Origin of the sequence: Bradyrhizobium sp. WSM1253, from assembly GCF_000244935.1 — a bacterium.
Classification (GTDB): domain Bacteria; phylum Pseudomonadota; class Alphaproteobacteria; order Rhizobiales; family Xanthobacteraceae; genus Bradyrhizobium; species Bradyrhizobium canariense.
On sequence record NZ_JH600073.1, the window covers coordinates 1,279,270 to 1,298,159 of the forward strand.

Here is an 18,890-nt window from a genome sequence, read left to right on the forward strand (position 1 = left end):
CTCCCACCCGCTCAGATTGGCCCATTTTCAGCGGCGCCCCAGGAGCTTTCGAGAGACGAATAATCAACGCCCGCGCTGCCGAGCCAAAGAGTGGCGGCGTCCAAGGAATCGCTCAAGCAGCGATCCGGCCGGTTGGAAAAACGTTGTCACGAGCAACCCGCCCTGCTCGAACAAGCACTCCCAGTGTGCGATGCCCCCCAAGTAACCCACACTGAGATGACGACGCACTCCAGCCGGCCGGTTCTCTTTCGTTCCACAACGAATAATAATTTCCTCGGGAGGCTCGCATGGGAATGATCATGGTCAAATGTCCGCAAACCGGTCGCGCGATTCCTACTGGTATTAGGTCGGAGCGTGAGGCTTTCCTGCGGAGCGTTGTGTTTTATGGCAATACTCGTTGCCCGGTCTGTCGCGCCAATCACAACTGGTTCGCTCGCGAGGCCTGGGTCGATGAGCCGGTCGTGCGGCCCAGGGAGATATTCGAGGAAGCGCCGCTGTGCTGATGCGTAGCGGGCTTCGGTACAGACGCGGAGCCGAACTGACTAGCATTACACGAATTTGGGCCGACCGCCTCATTTGACGCCGCGTGTGCGGAGTTGACCTGTTGCGGCATGGCTGCCGCACCGGCTGGGAACTAGTCTTGGTACGGACTGGATGCGCTCAATCATGCGAGGGCTTACTGGAGGGATGCGAAATATTTTGGCCTATCGTCGTAAAGCGAACTGACGCCCTCATGAACCGTAAGTTAAGCGTCACACCGGCAGGTCGGCGCAAACTAACGCTTCCGATCGCTGATCCTGCAAGGGCCTGTTTGGGGGTATTGTAGTGAGTAGTGGGATTTGCGGCCGCTTGGCTGTTCTGCGTCAAACGGCGATGGAGCTCGTTAGCCTGCTTGCCCAATTGCAGAGGCTACGAGAGCAAGTGCGAAGGGCGGAAGGGCGAAGCCTCAGAGAAAGAGCGAGATTAGGGCCGGCGTCACGGATGCGTAGGCCCCGGTTTGGGACGAGTTGCCGCACGCGGATTCAATGATGGCGAGCGGCGCGCGTAATTTCAGCGAACTCGAAGACGATCGTCTCACGGATCGACCCTGAAGCCTCTGATAACCCTTTGGCACAGCTCCAAGCCGCCCGATCGCTCCTCAATGAGGCGTGCGCGCAGCGGAGTTTCAAGGCAGGCCGATGCGAGTGAAGGCTCTGTGCCAGGAAAAGTGCTGCGCTTGATCCGGCGTCCCTTTCCGGCTCTGACCGAGATCATCCACGAGCGGCATGCTGCGGATCATGTCTCGCACCTCAGTTGTTTAAGCCCCGGCTTTTTATCTGTTTTTAGGTTTATGAAGCAGCGCTTCATCTGAAAGACAATTTGAAAGCAAAGCGAAAGTCGTTCGCGTCAAATCGTTTCGGTAGTCGCGCCATGGAAGGCAAATTTAGTTATCCGGTATAATCATAATTAATATGACGCAAAACAGAAAATAAGGTGAGGGAAAACTAATGGGAGGAGTGGATGGAGACCGTACGCCGCTTGCGCGCGATGGCGTCGCTGTGCCGACAGACTTCTGCGCATCATCCTGATCGAAGCTGGAAGCTTCTCGCCGAAGCTGAGTTCTGGGAGCACTTGGCTAATGACATGCTTCGCGAGCATTTCGAACAATGCACGGCTGGCTCCTCGCTCCGACCGATCGGACATGATCCGAATGCCGCGGAATCGAGCGCTCGCATAACCGCGTGAATGCTCTCGCCTAGCCCAAATCCCGCTCGGCCGTGTGCCGGGCGTCAGTCCTCTTCAAGGCGCCCTCATGGAGAACCAAGCCCTGCTGGCGCCTTCGTCTGGCGGCGCGCAGACCGGAGCAGGGACGCCAAAGCGCGCTCGCTGCCCGGCTCGGGCCGCTCAGACTACCGAGTTCTGTTTTCTGGGTCGGGAATGCGCTTATGCGAAACTGTCGTTCGCCGTTGGACTTGCGCTTTGGCGTCCAGCACCTTTTCCCCAGCTCGTGAGGCGCGCGGCCGGCTCACCTGGTCCGAAAGGCTGGAGCCCCTACCAACTATTCCGGCGATATCACCGTCGACCTTCGCTGCCGGTATTTTCCGGTTAGGTGACGGTCCAACGATCATCTGCTCCTCGTTGCTCGTGCCGGTGCCAATAGCTCCGATCGGCAGACCATTTTGAGCATGGCCAGCGCCGGCATTTCTTTTGGCCTGCGCCGCCGCCCGCGACTTCGACGTGGCGGGTTGAACGTCCGGGCTGTTGGTTTGACTGGCGCGGTCCAGGTTTGCACCGGCACCAACGTCTCGTGTCCCCATTCCTGGAGGCGCCGATGGACCAGGGTTGGCGCTGCTCGCATTTGTACCCATGCCGGACGGAGCTGACCCACCAGTGTTGGCGCTGCCCGTGCCCGTCCCAGTGCCGGCCCCCGCGGAGCCCGCCACTGCGCCACCTGCTTGGGCCAGGGCCAGCACAGATACGCTCATGATAATCGCAATGATCAACGAAGGGATTCGGTGGAGCATTGGACGATCTCCTTCTCAAGCGACCGGCCGCATCGGCCGAAACTTTAATTAGCGATATAAATCATTGAATAAAATATAATATGGTTTATTTTTGCCTATGGATAAATTGCAATTGGGAAGCGGATTGACGCATTAATGTCGCGGATGTGGGCACAAGCGCCGATGCAGGCAGGGTCGGGCCTTGGATCGCCCGTTCGCCGCACAGACGTGTGGATTGTCTCGGATTGTGTTCGTAGCTGTGCGCGCACCTGCGCAACAAGGTCGGCCTGGGTTGCACCGACTGTCCTGACGGTAATATCGGTATTGACCATACCCGTTCTCGCGCAGCAGCCAAATCAGCCGGCGAGCGACGCCCATGTCATGGCGACGCACTTGCGCGGCACGACCGGCTCGGACGGGTGGCGCACGGCGCGGCTGAAACCATCTGCCGACACGACACCCCTGAAGTTCGCACAAGCCACAATCAGCAATACCGAGCGATCGCGGCAAGTGCTCGCCGCAGAACAGGAGAAGATACAGGCCCTTGCTGCTGACCTTCGAACATGCCGACGGGAGCAGGATACCGTGCTGGGGCTGTTGCAGCATGCACGCGAGCAATGGACCAGCATTGCGGAGGCCACCGAGAATGAAACCAATAAGCTGCAGAAATCGCTCCGGGAGGAGCGCTTGCACACGGAGCGTCTGGAACGGGAACTTGTCAACACGCGCAACGATTTCGAAGTGCAGGCACGGCTAAGCCGCGAAATCGGCACCGAAGGTCACGAACCCGAACGCCGGGCACAGAGTGATCCGAGAGAGGTGCAACAAGCTGTCGAGCGGGAGAAAGATCGGGCAAACCGGCTGGAGCAGAATCTGACAGCCGCTCATCACGACCTGGAGACCCAGTCGGCAGAGGTAACCAGACAAGCCGCAGAGATCAGTGCAAAAGAGGCAGCGGAGGCTCAGGTACAGGCAGGCCTCCGACAGGAGCACGATCGTACCAAACAGCTGGAGGAGACGCTCGCGACGACGCGAATCGAGCTCGACAACCGATCCCAGCAGATCGCGAAGGCAATCGAAGAGACGGCGCAGGCCAACCGAACGGCAGAGAATACCTCGGCCAAACTGAAGCTCTCATTGAGGGAAGAGCACGAAAGAGCAGATGCGCTGGCGCAAGAGCTCTCGTTGGCGCATTCCAAGCTGTTCGCGTATGAAGCGCAAGCCGCGGCAAACGATGATCGAGCCGAACAGTTGAAAAAGCAGCTCCGGCGAGAATGCAACCAATCTGGCCGAGATGAGCAAGAACTTACCGCAACACGCCCGAATGTCGGACCGTGGCTACCCGCCGGGGTGTCGGGTGAAGGCGGGGCCGGCAATTCGCCAACAAGGGAACTGCTCCGAACACTGCTGCTGGGATCGCCGCAGGCGCCGCCCGCGCAATTCGCGCGAGAGCTCGTGGTCACAGCAGCTGAGCCGAAGGCGCCATCCCCGGTTCTCGAGAACGAAAACGCAGCCGCGCTCGTGCGATTGATCGCTCGCGCAACCGGATTGCTTCGACAAGGCGACATTGGCGCGGCACGAGTTGTCCTGGAGCGTGCTGCTGAATTAGGGAGCGCACCGGCAAGTTTCGCGCTCGCCGAAACGTATGATCCGAGCCTGCTTGCAAAATGGGGCGCGAGCGGAACGCGCGGCGACACGTCCAAGGCGCGGGAGCTTTACGCCAGAGCAGCAGCCGGAGGGGTCAAGGAGGCAAGGGAGCGGTTCGACGCACTTGGTCGTTAGCAGCATCGGTGCAGACAAATGGTCGTGCGCTGTATCGACTAGTCAGATCGAATTTTAACTTACGTGTCGAAGTGAAGAGCGCAGCGGACAAAACAGAATAGATGTTCCTAGGGGAGCCGGATCGATGAAGCAGCTGGTTGGAATACGTTCTTGGTTTCTCCTCATCGTGATAGCCGCTCCGCTTCTGATCATGGGCTGTTGCCTGGCAATGGCCCAGCAGACTCCGCGGGCGCGTGCGGATCATGCAAGGACGGAAATTGCGGCCATGAACGATTGGACTGTTGGAATTGCCGGAGGTCTGCTGGAAGGAGCTCCCATTCGGCTTGCCGCGGAAATGGCGCGAGTGGCCGATGATGGAACGGACCTCCACGTGCTGCCCATCGTGACCCGTGGCGCAACCGAAAACGTCAATTCGCTGCTGTATTTGCGGGGCATTGATGCAGCAATCATCAATTCCGACGCACTTGACGAGTACAAGAGCCAAGTGCCGGACATCCAGCGACGGATCACCTATGTGCTCAACCTGTTTCCATCTGAACTGCACGTATTCGTCAGGCCCGAAATTCAGAGCTTGAGTGATCTGGTCGGAAAGAAGGTCAATTTCAACACCAAAGGTACCGCCGCAGCTTATTCGGGCCCGCTGATTTTCAGCCGGCTTGGGATCGAGGTCGATAAGGCATTCATCCCCCATCAGGTTGCGATGGAACAAATGCGCAGGGGTGAGCTGGCCGCCGTCGTTTTCATAACCTCGAAGCCGGTGGATGCATTCATACGTGGTCGCTGGGATGTCGGCTTCAAGTTCTTGCCGGTCCCCTACGAGAGCAAGTTTGAAGATTATTATCTGCCATCTTGGCTGGACGCAGCTGATTACCCGAACTTGATCAGGCAGGGGGAACGCGTGACGACTATTGCCGTTCCAACCGTGCTGGTCGCTTTCAATTGGCCGATCAAATCCAATCGCTTTCATCGTGTGGCGCGCTTTGTCGACCGCCTGTTCTCGCGGATCAACAAGCTGCAGGAGCCCGGTTTCGATCCGAAATGGAAGTCGATCAACTTGGCGGCGACGGTCCCTGGCCTGACGCGCTTCCCCGCGGCGCAGGCCTGGCTCGATCGTCTTCCGCGTTCGAGCCAGGCGGCACAATGACGTTCACCCTGATCGCTCTCGTCGTGACGCTCGCGATCGCAAATGACCTCGCTCGGGCCCGAGGCGCCGAAGACCCCGTGGCGCCGGTTCGCGTCTCTGATCGGCCCGCAAATGGAGTCGGGGCGTGGATCGTCAGCGAGACCACCTCGCCAGTCGATTATTCATCGATCATCAAGGCTACATTACCATCTCAAGGGGGCAGTTCCGACGCAGCAATGAGCCTGTCGATACGGTGTCGCGGCGGCCTGACCGAAGTGTTGCTTGATGGAGCCGGCCTATCGGGCCGCCGCGAGGATTACACCGTCTCCCTGCGCATCAATGATGATCCACCTTTTCAGGTCTCGACAATCACGGCGGCGCGCGGTGTCGCACTTGAAAGCGATGTCGTTCGCCTGTTGCAATCGATCCCCGGCCACAGCGAACTTTCCGTGCATGTGTCACGCCGGACGGGGGCCGGCGCCGGTGCAGTGTTCGCTCTCGATGGTATCGAGAGCGTGCGTGCAAAATTGGCGACAACATGCAAATGGCCACGCGCGATCGCGAAGCCCAACAATTGATCATGAACCTCAGCTTGCTTGGAGAAACAACATAATGCCCAAATTTCCGAAGATTATCACAGCGATGATCGCGACAATCATCTCGCTCCTGGTCGGGCTGTCTAGTTCCGCGGCACAGGAGACTCGCCTGCTCCCGGCACAGCCTAGTTTGCCTGCAGCCTCAACACATGGCGTGGCAAGAACGCACGCGAATTCATCGGCGCGGGCCGCGACGCCAAAACAATTTGAGCTGGCGCGCATCGTGCCATCGTCTGCTGCCAAGAAAGAGCACCGCTTAATCCTTCAGGTCAACACAAGCGACTCCGCGTCAATGAATCTTGCATTGAACAATGCACTCAACGTCGCGCAATACTACAAGGAGGTTGGTGAAGGGGTGAAAGTTGAGGTGATTACCTTCGGCCCCGGCCTCCATATGCTCCGCGATGACACGTCGCCGGTGAAAGCACGAATCGAGGAAATGGCTCTGAGCACGCCGGAAGTATCATTCAAAGCCTGTGGAAACACGCAAGAGAAAATGCAAAAGGCCGAAAATAAAGACATTCCGATCGTTGCCCAAGCCCAAGTGGTGAGGTCGGGCGTCGTTAGGGTGATGCAGTTGCAGGAGCAGGGATGGACCTACGTCAAGCCATGAAATGGCGACCAGACAATGCCCTGTCGAGCGGCTAGGTGCCGGCATGCGGTCGCGACACCCCGATCGAGTGGGTCGCCGCAGCCGATGCAAATTGAACTGGCCTCGATCGGGGACAGATCTATCGCGCGCTATTCACCGGGCAGCGCCAGACCGACTGTCTGATTACGAGAGCGACTTCGGGAGAGGGTTGAGCGAACATCGGTCGTCTCAGTCACTTGCGAGGTCTGGTAGCAATTTTGCGGGGCAGCCCCTGGCCCGCCCATCCTACTCGGCCGCCTGCTAAGGTCGATTGTCCCGTAGCAGCATAGGGTATCGGAGACGCAGGACGGCGCGAACTGTGACGTATGGTGCTTCGATTTACGTCAGTTCTGATGACCTCTTTTTCGAAGGCAAGCGATTAAATTCCACTGGATTTTATTTTGTTAACGCGTCAGATTTCTAGACTAAAAGCGAGTCGATTTTACGTTGGGGAATGTTAAATGGCAAAACCTGCCGTTTCCCGTAATACCTTTCGAGGGTTATTCGCTTTTTATGCGAAAGCTGATCACAAGCACGATGGCGATTATTGTGTGCTGAAGCTGTTTGGATCCGCTCAAAACATTCCTGATCGGCCGCTACAGCAGTGGTCGCACCAGGCTGATCTACCCGGCGCGGAAGCCATCGCCAGCACACTGGAGCCGCGCACCCGCGAGATCGTGAATGGTCGTAAATGCTATGACCACGCCAGCGACTTTCTCCACGTGCTGCTGAGAGACCTAGAGCTAAGGGAACACTAAAGAGGCGTCGCTGCGTCAGGCTCCGCGAGGTCTTGCAGACCTGAATGATAATGCCTTTTGCCTCCGCGCTCTATATGCACCAGACTGCTATTCCAATGCCGGGCAGCCGGCCCATTTTGTCGATATAGTGCTCGCATGCCGAGGTCGATTTACCAGCCATTGCATGAAAGGCTGCGAACGGAGAACGGTCAAAGTCTCCGCCTGACCTTTTCAGAAATTGAAGCGATCTTGGGGAAGCCTCTGCCGAGATCGGCCTACACCTTCACTGCGTGGTGGAGCACACTGAAGAGAGCAGGTCCTCAAGCGAGAGCGTGGATATCCGCTGGTTATCGTGTCCGGGTCTCAATGAAGCACCGCATCGTCGAATTCTATCGTTCTGATGTGAACACCAATGATCGTCATGGTACGCCCTGGCTGCATTGAAGCTTCCCATGATGGCGGACCTAGATCGTGTCCCGTAGCGTGGTGTAGCTGGCGGTGGATCACCGCGTTCGCCGGCGAGAGCCGGGCTGGTCAGCTGGCGATAGCCGTGAGGCTGACACTCGGATCATCGCTCAACGGCGCGATTGTTTCCAGTGTCATATAACGGGCGCGCTGGACCGCCCATTCATCGTTCTGTTCGAGCAGGATCGCGCCGATGAGGCGAACGATGGCGTCCTCATTGGGGAAGATGCCGACCACCTCGGTGCGCTGCTTGATCTCGCCGTTGAGGCGCTCGATCGGGTTGGTGGAGTGCAGCTTGGTCCGGTGCTGCGGCGGGAAGGTCATGTAGGCCAGCACGTCGGTCTCGGCCTCGTCTAGGAAGCCAGCAAGCTTCGGCAGCTTTGGCCGGAGTTGGTCGGCGACCTTGCGCCACTGGGTTCGCGCGGCCTCGGCATCGTCCTGTGCGAATGCTGTGGCAATGAAGGCAGAGACGACACGCCGTCCACTCTTGCCGGCATGCGCCAGCGCGTTGCGCATGAAGTGGACGCGGCAGCGCTGCCAGCTGGCGTTGAGCACCTTGGCTACGGTGGCCTTGATGCCCTCGTGGGCGTCGGAGACGACCAGCTTGACGCCGCGCAGGCCGCGGCGGGCAAGCTTGCGCAGGAACGCGGTCCAGAACGTCTCGGCCTCGGAGGGGCCGATGTCCATGCCGAGCACTTCGCGGCGGCCGTCGCTGTTGACGCCGACTGCGACAATCACCGCGACTGAGACGATGCGGCCATTCTGGCGCACCTTCACGTAGGTGGCGTCGATCCACAGATACGGCCAGTCGCCCTCGATCGGCCGGGCGAGGAAGGCCTTCACCTTGTCGTCGATCTCGCCGCAGAGCCGGCTCACCTGGCTCTTGGAGATGCCGGTCATGCCCATGGCCTGGACCAGGTCGTCCACCGAGCGGGTCGAGACGCCCTGCACGTAGGCCTCCTGCACCACGGCGGTGAGCGCCTTCTCGGCCATGCGGCGCGGCTCCAAAAAGCCCGGGAAGTAGGAGCCCTTGCGCAGCTTGGGAATGCGCAGCTCGACGGCGCCGGCGCGGGTCTCCCAGATCCGGTCGCGGTAGCCGTTGCGCTGGGCCAGACGCTCGGAGCTCTTCTCGCCATAGGCCGCCCCGGTCTGGCTTTCGACTTCCAGCTCCATCAGGCGCTGGGCGGCAAAGCCGATCATCTCGCGCAACAGATCGGCATCCGGGGTCTTCTCCACGAGCGTGCGCAGGTTCATCATGTCGTCGGTCATCGGTGGTTCCTCGGTTGCGTTGGCGTGTCGCAACCCGATCCTACCGGAGAACTGCCGGTGACCACCGCAAAGCCGCCCGCCCGCTACGGCGCTATTGGGGGGCGCGCGTCCGGGCGGCTTTGCTCTACCGAGCTACACCACCACCGGGGACACGACCGGGACCCTATCAACTTCGGTGTTCGGGACCAACTGCGAGAACAAGCTGGCGCAGAATCAAGTTGCAACTTCAGGGCCGCAGCGAAAACTGCTGCGGCCCTGTTTTTGAGCGGAAGCCGCGAGCCGGATGCTCCGGAACATGGCGAGAAAAATCTAATGGGAACGCTGCGCGATGGCCCTAGGCCGCATGAGGGTTGACGATGGTGTACCCTCGCAGGGAGCGCGGGTGAATTCGCGTTGCGTGCCCACCTGAGTTGGCATCGTACGCCTTCCAGATGTCACCGGCGATGTGCCGTTCAAGGACGAAGACGTGTCCACGTCGCGCGGCAACCATTCCCGGTGCTGGCGAGGTGCGGAGAAAGCGCAGCCAATTGGCTGCGAGGTTCAGTTCCGGTACTACCCGACCAAACACTCGGATCGCCGCACCACATCCGCAGAACGATCGAGGGCAACCGGCCGGACGACCGCTGACGATCTCACTACTTAAGGCCCCTGAGCTGGCCACAGACATCCGTAGACTAGCAACGGCACCTCGCTGCAGGCGCGGTGCCGGTCTCGTGTATCTCTGCGCCTGCACCAGCGAAGATGAAAAGTCGCATGGCATAATCACGTTGCATTCAGGTGGCGAAGCGGCGCGCAAGGGGCGTGCTTCAGAAGAAATGGATGTCGCAAAAGCGAGCAATAAAGCTACGACTACTCGATTGAACATGCAGGACTCCGGGTTAATAGCCCTGCCCCGACGCGCAGAAAGCGCGTTGTAATTTGGCGAAATTAAGCCACTGAAACGGAATTAAATGAAATTTTGAGACCAAATTAAATCGAGACGGGAACGTTTCGATTTGCCTCGAGTCGTGCTTGCGCGACCGATCCCTTATTGTTCGTGGATCGACAGATGGAAAAGGCAGTCGCCTACGCAATCTCAGCGGCCCTCGTAGGTATCGGTGTTTTGATACTGGTCGTCGGCCTGTCCTCCAGCTCGCCCGCTCTGTGGGTGGTGGTCGCACTCGTGCCGATCACGATCGGGATCGTGAGCGCTTTTGGCCCCGTGTAAGGATGGGGAAAACGGCCGATGGGTCAGATCGTCTGCATTTTCCGAATCGGGCCTCTGTGCACGCTCTCAACTGGTTTCAGATTTACGGATACACGCGCGTGAGCCATTTCGTCTCTATGCTTCTGCTTGCCCTCGCCCTGACGCTGACCTTGTGCTTCGGGGTGGCAGCCTGGCGCGTTTCGGCCGGCAATGACGTCGAGATCACCGCAACGATTCCGCATGAGGAATACGGATGGAGAGCGCGGTCGAAGAAGTGAATGCCTTGGGCTCGCCTTCGGCTACATCCTGGCGAGGATGAACATTGATCTTGACGAATCGCGAATGAGTGAAGGCTGCCCGGCGGCTCCGACTGTTACTGCCTCGAGCTCACCAGCAAGCATTTAGGACCGCGGGTCGTCCGTTCGCAACATAGCGATCAGGTTCGCGATCATTGCCTCCAGGTGCGGCAGGCATCGCAGGGCTCAGCGGCGTCGAGGTCGGTCACGTGCCAATATTGGACCCGGTCCGCGACGGCCAGAAAGCTGCGTTCGACCATCGATCGATGCTCCGCCTCTTTCAATCGTATGACAATATCTGCTTGCCGGCAGTCAGCTGAGGCGCACGGCTGCGGAAGTTCATCGACATGGCAGCTCCCAACACAACCAGACATAACAACGGGATGGCCTAATACCGCACCAAGCTGTCGCCTCACGCCTCGCCGCGGCAGCTTGTTCGTTCGTGCTGTCGCATCATCCTCATCTCTGATAAGCTGGTGAGACTGGCGCAAACTAGGGTACGGTGGGCACCACAATCAACTCCTTCCAACTCTCTCGATGAATTCCAACGCGGCTGGGGCAATGTCATCGAATTCGACAAAGCAGCGGCGCAGTTCATCTGCAATCTCTACAGTTACATCACGGGACCAACCCTCTACCGTGTTGAAGACTACGATCCGAGCAGGATGCTTGTATTGGCCTTCCATTATTTGGCGCATCAGCGTCGCTCGACTAGCGTCCTCCTCGGAGGTTTCGCTCCAGGCACGTCCGAGCCCACCTCCGAAATCCTCAAGCACAATATAGACGTCACGTGGATATGGATGGGGCACGATGGACGGAGACTGAGGCATGATTCCGAAATCCCGAAAATACCAGTTCGATTTAATTTTCGATATTAAACTAGATTAAAGATATAATTTCAACCTCATTTATAGTCGTCCGGCTGCGCTTTCGATCGGTCGACACTGCTTATCGATCGACCACTCCCCGGCGCACGTGCTCATGGAGGCGACGAAGAAGCGAGCCGTGAGGTAACGGCGACGGCGATGGCAGCCCCAACGGCAAGGACGACAAACATTTTCGGGGGCACGGCAGTCGGAACGGCTCGCCGGTTACCAACTTTTCCCAACGCCCATCCCCAAGTGGGTAATGCAGTCGGCCCCAGCTTTCCCCGTTGCCCCGCGGGCCTGGAGCTCATTTTTGTTCGGCTTGGAACGACTTGCCGATTGCCAAGTTTTCCCGGGCCCTCCCCAAGGGGCGACTGCCTTCGCCAAGGCAGCTCAACAGCCCCAGCTTCACCCGCCCCGAGGCTGGGTCCTTTTGCTGTCTGGATAGCTGCAGACTCAGGAGGGCGTTGATGCAGGGTTATCGCTCGGTCCTTCTTGTCCAACGGTTGAACGACCTCGTTTGTCAACTGTCAGAGCTGGAAGATCTCCGGCTTAAAGTCAAAGAGGCGGAGCGAAGCGCCTCGGCTGTACCTGCATTGCGGTCGCCTCCGAGCACTCGATCGCAGCGACGGCGAGCCGCGGGGGAGCAGACCCCCGAGGACTGACTGGAACCCGATCTAACCTGCGTTAGTGAACGAGGTAGAGACTGTGCAGCTCGACTGCCCTGAAGGGAGTGAACTTCACTGTCCTCCCGCGGTGAGGCTTGAGCGAGGTGCTGCACATTTCGCATTTAAGTGTCTACCGCCCGGGCCGTTGCTATCTTCGGCTTTCTCGCGCGCGACAACGCGCTCGAGCGGTCGATGGGCGCAAGCGTGCATTAACGGACTAGCTGGGTGCGCAGGCCGCACGCGACAGCAATAGCGATGAGGCAGCATGGCGTCTGAAGCCTTGCCGCACGCTGATGTTCGTCACGGAGCCGGCGAACTCGACCAAAAGCAGGACCAGGACTTACGTGATAACTGCGTCATGCTGCTCGATCGGGCAGGCTGATTCACCCACTGTGAAAATCGGAAGCGCCAGGCGCGCTAGCTTCTGCAGACGTCAAATTGCCTCAAGGCGTGATCGCCCACGCTTGCCGTCAATGTATTTTTCTTGATCTCCCGGTGCACACGTCGTGCACACGCCGCCTTCTAACCAACTGAAAATACTGAACTCTCGGTCCAATCCATCATGGGGGCCACGGAAAAGCGATCGTCGTAATATTTTAAACGCCTAACTCACATTCGATAAGGTGAAACATGAGGGTGTCGAGTTCATACGCATCGCGGCAGATCGCTAGTGCGTCCTCGAACCGCTTCAAGCCGTGCAGCAATGCGGCTCTCTGTTGCAGGGTTGGAAGGTGATTTGGCCGCAACTGGTTGCATATGTTGATATATGAAAGCGACTCCTCGGTTCGCCCCAGTTGATGGAGAAGGATCCCACACTGGTTCGCAGCCTCCCAATATTGTGGACTGAGCTTGAGCGCGTGCTGAAAGCTGATCAGAGCGTCGCCAGGTCGTTCCAGTTTCACCAGGGTCTGGCCGTGAGACAGCCACAGACTGGGATCGTCTAATCCCAGTTCGAGCGCCTTATCGAAGGCCTTCAGCGCCTCGTTGTGATCTCCTTGCGACAGAAAGGCGATTCCAAGGCTGAGGAAGTATACTGGCTTGGGATCCTGTCGTATTGCGCGAGAAATCCACTGGTGTGCGTGGTCATAGCGCTTGACCTGTTGGGATAGTAAACCCATCAAGTGGAGCGAGTCTGCGTGGTTGGCGTCCAGTGCAATAGCCTGGCGGCAACAGACCTCCGCGTCGCGAAATTGTCCGGCTCGCATGTGGACGAACCCAGACTCAAAAAGCGCAGCGACCGGTGTGGTAGAATCTGCGCGGCCTTTGGATCTGCGAGATTCTCGAGCAGCAGCCCGGCGTTCCTGACGATTCATGGCGCGTTCAGAGCGAGATTCCCAAAAGCAACCTTTAGGTGATTCGATGCAATCTGTGCACCGTCTTGGATGGTCTTCAGTGCAGGACATCCAGGGGCACTTTCCCGATCTCCTCACCCTCCTCGTTCGTGACCAGGATGGAAAAATGACGATTCCTGAGTTCGGGACGCTCCGCAAGAAGTCTCCTCGCGATCTCCTCGGCAACATCCAGCGCCATGATGTCGTCGGGTAATTCAGCACCTCCCTCGTCTGCAACGGTCTTGGAGTCGACCAGATCGAAATGATAGCGCGGCACGTGAACCCTCAAATTCGTCGCAGGAGCGCGCGATCTCGAGTCTTCGTTCCGGCGCTCGCATGTCAACCCCCGGCAGACCCGCAGGAACCCTCAGGCGCATCGCGGCATTGCTGCGTTTTGGAGCCAACAAATGCTTGGACAGCTGCGCGTGCTTGCCCAGCCGGGCGCGGTCATCGCCGGTCTCGCCGTCCTGCTGCTGATGGCCGCTGGCGACGCGGCGATCGTGATCGCCGTGAAGGGCTGGCCATTCTAGCCCGATGATCGATGTCGGACATGTCCTTCTTCGGCCAACTGTTCCGGTTAGCGCATAGGAACCTTTGTAGGCCTGCCCGGTTCCGCCTGTGAAGCGGAGTGCGACAAAGCGTCAATGCAGGTCTGGGTGCGAAGGCTTCTGGTGTTGTGCATGACCTGGCCGCTTGCTGCGTGCGCGGGCCAGCAGTCGGCGCTTGACCCTCAAGGGCTGCAGTCTGAGCAGATTCGGCATACGCTATTCATCTTCCTCATTGTCGCGGCGATCGTCTGGACCGCTGTCGTCATCGTTCTGGGCCTGGGGCTATTACGCCGGAAGCGCACAGCCGATCAGCCGCTGGACCTCCACCAGCCCTTCGAACAACGCTCCGGGCGCGTCGTCCTGGCGCTTGGGATTGCGACCACCGTCGTCGTGCTCGGTCTCTCCTTCGTCAGCTATGCCGGACAACGCACCGTCTTCGCCAAGGACGAGAATGCCCTCACGTTGAAGATCATCGGCCATCAATGGTGGTGGGAGGTTCGCTATGAAGCCGACAGTCCGCACCAGAGTTTCGTGACCGCCAACGAGATCCGGATCCCGACCGGCCAGCCGGTGAAAGTCGAGCTGGAATCCGCCGACGTGATCCACAGCTTCTGGGTGCCCAGCCTGACCGGCAAGATGGACTTGATCCCCGGGCAGAAGAACGAGCTGCAATTCACGGCGAAGAACGCGGGCATCTATCGCGGGCAATGCGCCGAGTTCTGCGGGATCCAGCACGCCCATATGGCGTTCGCCGTGATCGCGATGTCGCCCGACGAGTTCGGGCGCTGGCGCGATCATGAAAACCAGAGCGCGAACAGCCCTACCGATCAACTCGGCAAGCAGGGTGAAGCTCTGTTTCGAGGACGCGGCTGCGCATTGTGTCACAACATCAGCGGTACGATGGCCGGCGGGCAGCTGGGTCCGGACCTCACGCATATCGGCAGCCGCACGACGATCGCGGCGGGAACGTTGCCGAATACGTCGGCCACGCTCGGCGCCTGGATCGCCGATCCCCAGCACATCAAACCCGGCAATCTGATGCCGAAGATGCCGCTGCAATCGGACGAAATGATCGCGATCATTCATTATCTGGAGCAGCTCAAGTGAGCATGGCCGCTGAACCAAATGAGTTGCGGGACGACGTCCTGAACGGCCTGCAGCTTTCGATGCAGCTCGAGCGGGTGTGGCGCACGCCGTCTGGACTTGTCGGTGCGCTCATGTCGGTCGACCACAAGGTCGTTGGACGCCGCTATATCCTGACCGCATTCGCCTTCCTGCTTCTCGGCGGCATTCTCGCGATCCTGATGCGTGTTCAGCTTGCCGGGCCGGAGAAGACGTTTCTCTCCGCCGACAAGTACAATCAGGTCTTCACGATGCACGGCTCGACGATGATGTTCCTGTTCGCCGTCCCGGTCATGGAGGCGTTCGCCGTCTATCTGGTGCCGTTGATGGTCGGCACGCGTAACATCGCGTTTCCGCGCCTGAATGCCTTCAGCTATTGGATGTTTCTGTTCGGCGGTTGCTTTCTGTGGATCTCGTTCCTGTTCAACGTCGGCCCCGATGTCGGCTGGTTTTCCTACGTTCCCCTCTCGAGCCTGCAGTTCACACCGACGAAGCGGGCCGATGTCTGGGCGCAGATGATCACCTTTACCGAGGTCGCGGCGCTCGCAGTCGCCGTGGAGATCGTCGTCACCGTGTTCAAGCTCCGCGCGCCCGGCATGACGCTCGACCGCATTCCCCTGTTCGTCTGGGCCATGCTGGTGACGGCCTTCCTTGTCATGTTCGCGATGCCGTCGATCATGGTCGCATCGACGTCACTGATCCTTGATCGGCTCGTCAATACGCGCTTCTACGACTCCTCATCGGGTGGGCATCCCCTGCTCTGGCAGCATCTGTTCTGGTTCTTCGGCCATCCCGAGGTCTACATCATCTTCATCCCGGGTACGGGAATGGTCTCGGCGATCCTCGCGACGTTCGCGCGGCGGCCGGTGATCGGCTATCCCGTCGTGATCCTCTCCTTGATCGCGACCGGCTTCCTGTCGTTCGGCCTCTGGGTCCACCACATGTTCGTCACGGGCCTGCCCCAACTCGGCGCGGCCCTCTTCACGGCCTCCAGCATGCTGATCGCGGTGCCGAGCGGGCTGCAGATTTTCTGCTGGCTGGCAACGCTCTGGGATGGACGTCCGGTGTACCGGACGCCGCTGCTGTTCGTGATCGGCTTCATCGTCATCTTCGTGCTCGGCGGGTTGTCCGGCGTGATGGTCGCCTCGGTGCCGATCGACACCCAGGTGCACGACACCTATTTCGTCGTGGCCCACTTCCATTATGTCCTGATCGGCGGCGCAGTCTTCCCGCTGGTCGGCGCGGTCTACTATTGGTTTCCCAAGATCGCAGGCCGCATGCTGAGCGAAAGACTCGGACGCTGGAATTTCTGGCTGGCCTTCATCGGCTTCAACGTCGCCTTCTTCCCGATGCACATCGTTGGGCTGATCGGAATGCCGCGCCGGGTCTACACCTATACCGCCGACATGGACTGGGCGCACCTGAACCTCGTGTCCAGCGGCGGTGCTCTCGTTTTCGCGTTTAGCTTCGCGGTTCTTCTGGCCAATGTGATCTACAGCCTTCGCAAAGGCGCGCTTGCAAGCGACAATCCCTGGAATGCCTCGACGCTGGAATGGGCGACCTCGTCGCCGCCTCCGCCGCAGAACTTCGACCGCATTCCGGTTGTCAAGCACCGCGATCCGCTGTGGGCCGATAGCGAGAGCCTGTCTGTGGTCGCGGGTCTGAGTGCCGAGCGGCGCGAGGTCCTGCTGACCTCGCTTGCGGAAGCCGAGCCCCAGATCCGCGAGGCTTCGCCCGAGCCGAGCATCTGGCCCCTGCTCACAGCCATCGCAACGACGATCTTCTTCATCGGATCGATCTTCACGCCTTGGGCGGTGCTCTGGGGCACGCCGCCGATGGCCGTGACTTTGATCGGCTGGTTCTGGCCGAGCGGCAGCAAGGAGGACGAGGAGTGAGACAGACCATCGTCCACGACGTCTCGGACCTGCCGACTTACGGCTACGGCCCGCGCAGTGGCCCGTGGTGGGGCGCCATGGGTTTCATGGCCCTCGAAGGCATGGGCTTTGCCGTTGCAATCGGCGCGTACCTTTATCTCTACGCAGTTAACCCGAGCTGGCCGATCGGAGCCTCCCCGCCGGATCTCTGGCCGGGGACGGTCGAGACCGTGATTTATGTGTTGAGCATCATTCCCAACGAGTTCACCAACCGCGCCGCGCACCGCCAGGATCTCGCGAAGGTGCGGATCGGTCTCATCGTGATGGCCCTGATCGGCATCGCGCTCCTAGTGCTGCGCGGCTTCGAGTTCGCACATCTCAACACCCGCTGGGACAATTCAGCCTACGGCTCGATCGTATGGCTCATTCTGGGGCTGCACACGACCCACCTTGCCACCGATGTCGGCGACACGGTCGTGCTGGCAGTGTTGATGTTCACGCGTCATGCGAAACCGCGCCGGTTCAGCGACGTGACCGACAACGTGTTTTATTGGAACTTCGTCGTGCTCGCCTGGCTGCCGCTCTATGTCTTGCTGGATTGGGTGCCACGCCTATGACCGCAACCGATCAACAATCCAGACTGCTCTACTGGGCCGGCGTTGCGCTTGGGCCCATCGCGTGGGGTATCAATTTGCAGGGCGCCTACGTGCTCGCGCACTTCTCCTGCGAACAGACCAGGATCAGCGGCACGATCATGAGTGCGGTTCTGGCTATCGTCGCCCTCGCAGGCACTGTCATATCGGCCCGCGCGGTTCGGCGCGGCGCGGGGGCTGAATGGGCCGATGCGCGGGGTGGCGGGCCACGAACGTTCATGGCCTGGCTTGGCGTCGGCTCCGGCGTGCTGTTTGCGTTGGTGATTGCGAACCAGTTCGCCGCCTCGCTCATGATCAGCCCATGCCTGCGCTGAGCCTTGCAGCACTGCTGCTTGCGCTGCTCGCGGGACCGGCCGCCGCGCACGGACTATCGGAGGTCGATCCCGGCTCGCTGTGGAGCTACGATCCCTGGCTCATGGCCCCGCTCTATGCCGTCGGTATCGCCTTCTATGTCGGAACGCAGCGGCTCTGGCATCATGCGGGCGGCGGCCACGGCGTCAGCTTCCGCCAGGTGGCCGCATTCTGGACCGGATGGCTGGTGGCCGCGCTCGCCGTGACCTCGCCGCTGCACTGGCTCGGCGAGCGTCTGTTCACCGCGCACATGGTCGAGCACGAACTCCTGATGGTGGTCGCGGCACCGCTGATGGCGTTCGCCCGGATCAATGGTCCGCTGCTGTGGAGCCTGCCGGCCCGGCTCCGCCCTGCGGCGGGTCGCGTGCTCAATCTGCCGATACTGGCGTGGCCGTGGCGGCTTGTGAGCCATCCGATGAGCGCGACCATCCTCCACGGCGCAGCACTCTGGGTCTGGCACGCACCGCCCTTGTATGCGTGGGCGCTCGAGAATACGGCGATCCATCGTCTCCAGCACATCAGCTTCTTTGCAACCGCGCTGTTGTTCTGGTGGGTGCTGCTGCATGGCCGCGGTCAGGGCCGTAGCACACGAATTCGCGATGGCATCGCTGTCGCTTGCCTGTTCATCACCATTCTGCATTCCGGCGTGCTCGGGGCCCTGCTGACCGTGTCGCCGCGGCTTTGGATCCCAGGCCAGGGCGCCCTCGCTGGCGAGTTCGGCCTTTCGACACTCGAGGATCAGCAACTCGCCGGCATCCTGATGTGGGTGCCCATGGGCATCCTCTATACCGGCGCGGCGTTGTTCTTCGCTCATCGGTGGTTGACCGCGAACGGCGGGAGGACGCGCCTGCTCCTTCAGCATCCGGGCTGAGCGACGCTGCATAGGAACCGCAACTTCTCTTCGAACGT

The 18,890-nt window shown here is 59.9% G+C and carries 17 protein-coding genes; 14 read left to right on the forward strand and 3 right to left on the reverse strand.

The window, feature by feature from the left end; genetic code table 11:
* Window positions 1-287 precede the first annotated feature (287 nt).
* From BRA1253DRAFT_RS44850 to BRA1253DRAFT_RS08020, 6 genes are all read left to right on the forward strand, one after another.
* On the forward strand, window positions 288-503 hold the full coding sequence (locus BRA1253DRAFT_RS44850) for a hypothetical protein (protein WP_007592893.1): 216 nt from the start codon (window positions 288-290) through the stop codon (window positions 501-503).
* 2,304 nt (window positions 504-2,807) lie between these two features.
* Window positions 2,808-4,265: a hypothetical protein gene (locus tag BRA1253DRAFT_RS08000; RefSeq protein WP_083869810.1), complete on the forward strand. Its 1,458-nt coding sequence runs from the start codon at window positions 2,808-2,810 to the stop codon at window positions 4,263-4,265.
* A 124-nt stretch (window positions 4,266-4,389) separates the two neighbouring features.
* A complete protein-coding gene (locus BRA1253DRAFT_RS08005) occupies window positions 4,390-5,409 on the forward strand; it encodes a TAXI family TRAP transporter solute-binding subunit (RefSeq protein ID WP_007592909.1) in 1,020 nt (339 codons plus the stop codon).
* Entirely contained in the window at window positions 5,406-5,966 is a 561-nt protein-coding gene (locus BRA1253DRAFT_RS08010) for a hypothetical protein (RefSeq protein WP_007592910.1), read from the forward strand. Before BRA1253DRAFT_RS08005 ends, BRA1253DRAFT_RS08010 begins: the two co-directional genes overlap by 4 nt.
* 34 nt (window positions 5,967-6,000) lie before the next feature.
* Window positions 6,001-6,597, forward strand: coding sequence for a DsrE family protein (locus tag BRA1253DRAFT_RS08015; RefSeq protein ID WP_007592911.1), 597 nt, complete (start codon window positions 6,001-6,003; stop codon window positions 6,595-6,597).
* 479 nt (window positions 6,598-7,076) lie between these two features.
* On the forward strand, window positions 7,077-7,373 hold the full coding sequence (locus tag BRA1253DRAFT_RS08020) for a hypothetical protein (protein ID WP_007592912.1): 297 nt from the start codon (window positions 7,077-7,079) through the stop codon (window positions 7,371-7,373).
* Window positions 7,374-7,886: 513 nt separating this feature from the next.
* Here BRA1253DRAFT_RS08020 and BRA1253DRAFT_RS08025 read toward each other — a convergent pair.
* The gene (locus BRA1253DRAFT_RS08025) at window positions 7,887-9,086 is read right to left on the reverse strand and encodes an IS256 family transposase (protein WP_007592913.1); all 1,200 of its coding nucleotides are present in this window, start codon (window positions 9,084-9,086) and stop codon (window positions 7,887-7,889) included.
* 1,048 nt (window positions 9,087-10,134) lie between these two features.
* Here BRA1253DRAFT_RS08025 and BRA1253DRAFT_RS44360 point away from each other — a divergent pair.
* On the forward strand, window positions 10,135-10,293 hold the full coding sequence (locus BRA1253DRAFT_RS44360; RefSeq protein ID WP_007592914.1) for a hypothetical protein: 159 nt from the start codon (window positions 10,135-10,137) through the stop codon (window positions 10,291-10,293).
* A 98-nt stretch (window positions 10,294-10,391) separates the two neighbouring features.
* Window positions 10,392-10,550, forward strand: a complete 159-nt coding sequence (locus BRA1253DRAFT_RS45100) for a hypothetical protein (protein ID WP_245285881.1) — start codon at window positions 10,392-10,394, stop codon at window positions 10,548-10,550.
* Window positions 10,551-12,698: 2,148 nt separating this feature from the next.
* On the opposite strand, the gene BRA1253DRAFT_RS08040 is transcribed toward BRA1253DRAFT_RS45100, so the two are convergent.
* Both BRA1253DRAFT_RS08040 and BRA1253DRAFT_RS08045 read right to left on the reverse strand, forming a co-directional pair.
* Window positions 12,699-13,415, reverse strand: coding sequence for a tetratricopeptide repeat protein (locus BRA1253DRAFT_RS08040; RefSeq protein WP_157158563.1), 717 nt, complete (start codon window positions 13,413-13,415; stop codon window positions 12,699-12,701).
* Window positions 13,416-13,491: 76 nt separating this feature from the next.
* On the reverse strand, window positions 13,492-13,710 hold the full coding sequence (locus BRA1253DRAFT_RS08045; RefSeq protein ID WP_007592918.1) for a hypothetical protein: 219 nt from the start codon (window positions 13,708-13,710) through the stop codon (window positions 13,492-13,494).
* 130 nt (window positions 13,711-13,840) lie between these two features.
* Here BRA1253DRAFT_RS08045 and BRA1253DRAFT_RS45850 point away from each other — a divergent pair, with 130 nt between their 5' ends.
* The 6 genes from BRA1253DRAFT_RS45850 (at window position 13,841) to BRA1253DRAFT_RS08070 (ending at window position 18,852) form a co-directional block, all read left to right on the forward strand.
* On the forward strand, window positions 13,841-13,963 hold the full coding sequence (locus BRA1253DRAFT_RS45850) for a hypothetical protein (protein ID WP_007592920.1): 123 nt from the start codon (window positions 13,841-13,843) through the stop codon (window positions 13,961-13,963).
* A 150-nt stretch (window positions 13,964-14,113) separates the two neighbouring features.
* On the forward strand, window positions 14,114-15,088 hold the full coding sequence (coxB, locus tag BRA1253DRAFT_RS08050; RefSeq protein WP_245285882.1) for a cytochrome c oxidase subunit II: 975 nt from the start codon (window positions 14,114-14,116) through the stop codon (window positions 15,086-15,088).
* Window positions 15,089-15,090: 2 nt separating this feature from the next.
* Window positions 15,091-16,998: a cytochrome c oxidase subunit I gene (gene ctaD / locus BRA1253DRAFT_RS08055; RefSeq protein ID WP_035993011.1), complete on the forward strand. Its 1,908-nt coding sequence runs from the start codon at window positions 15,091-15,093 to the stop codon at window positions 16,996-16,998.
* Entirely contained in the window at window positions 16,995-17,594 is a 600-nt protein-coding gene (locus tag BRA1253DRAFT_RS08060) for a cytochrome c oxidase subunit 3 (protein ID WP_007592926.1), read from the forward strand. Before ctaD ends, BRA1253DRAFT_RS08060 begins: the two co-directional genes overlap by 4 nt.
* Entirely contained in the window at window positions 17,591-17,944 is a 354-nt protein-coding gene (locus BRA1253DRAFT_RS08065) for a hypothetical protein (protein WP_007592927.1), read from the forward strand. The genes BRA1253DRAFT_RS08060 and BRA1253DRAFT_RS08065 overlap by 4 nt, the downstream gene beginning before the upstream one ends.
* Window positions 17,932-18,852 (forward strand): cytochrome c oxidase assembly protein, encoded by a 921-nt coding sequence (locus BRA1253DRAFT_RS08070; RefSeq protein ID WP_007592929.1) that lies wholly within the window; start codon window positions 17,932-17,934, stop codon window positions 18,850-18,852. The genes BRA1253DRAFT_RS08065 and BRA1253DRAFT_RS08070 overlap by 13 nt, the downstream gene beginning before the upstream one ends.
* The last annotated feature ends 38 nt before the right edge of the window (window positions 18,853-18,890 follow it).

What these genes read in the sequence shown, in the direction of transcription:
- BRA1253DRAFT_RS44850 (WP_007592893.1), top strand. Translation starts at nt 288, where the DNA reads ATGGGAATGATCATGGTCAAATGTCCGCAAACCGGTCGCGCGATTCCT.
- BRA1253DRAFT_RS08005 (WP_007592909.1), top strand. Translation starts at nt 4,390, where the DNA reads ATGAAGCAGCTGGTTGGAATACGTTCTTGGTTTCTCCTCATCGTGATA.
- BRA1253DRAFT_RS08010 (WP_007592910.1), top strand. Translation starts at nt 5,406, where the DNA reads ATGACGTTCACCCTGATCGCTCTCGTCGTGACGCTCGCGATCGCAAAT.
- BRA1253DRAFT_RS08015 (WP_007592911.1), top strand. Translation starts at nt 6,001, where the DNA reads ATGCCCAAATTTCCGAAGATTATCACAGCGATGATCGCGACAATCATC.
- BRA1253DRAFT_RS08020 (WP_007592912.1), top strand. Translation starts at nt 7,077, where the DNA reads ATGGCAAAACCTGCCGTTTCCCGTAATACCTTTCGAGGGTTATTCGCT.
- BRA1253DRAFT_RS08025 (WP_007592913.1), bottom strand. Translation starts at nt 9,086, where the DNA reads ATGACCGACGACATGATGAACCTGCGCACGCTCGTGGAGAAGACCCCG.
- BRA1253DRAFT_RS44360 (WP_007592914.1), top strand. Translation starts at nt 10,135, where the DNA reads ATGGAAAAGGCAGTCGCCTACGCAATCTCAGCGGCCCTCGTAGGTATC.
- BRA1253DRAFT_RS08040 (WP_157158563.1), bottom strand. Translation starts at nt 13,415, where the DNA reads ATGAATCGTCAGGAACGCCGGGCTGCTGCTCGAGAATCTCGCAGATCC.
- BRA1253DRAFT_RS45850 (WP_007592920.1), top strand. Translation starts at nt 13,841, where the DNA reads ATGCTTGGACAGCTGCGCGTGCTTGCCCAGCCGGGCGCGGTCATCGCC.
- coxB (WP_245285882.1), top strand. Translation starts at nt 14,114, where the DNA reads ATGACCTGGCCGCTTGCTGCGTGCGCGGGCCAGCAGTCGGCGCTTGAC.
- ctaD (WP_035993011.1), top strand. Translation starts at nt 15,091, where the DNA reads ATGGCCGCTGAACCAAATGAGTTGCGGGACGACGTCCTGAACGGCCTG.
- BRA1253DRAFT_RS08065 (WP_007592927.1), top strand. Translation starts at nt 17,591, where the DNA reads ATGACCGCAACCGATCAACAATCCAGACTGCTCTACTGGGCCGGCGTT.
- BRA1253DRAFT_RS08070 (WP_007592929.1), top strand. Translation starts at nt 17,932, where the DNA reads ATGCCTGCGCTGAGCCTTGCAGCACTGCTGCTTGCGCTGCTCGCGGGA.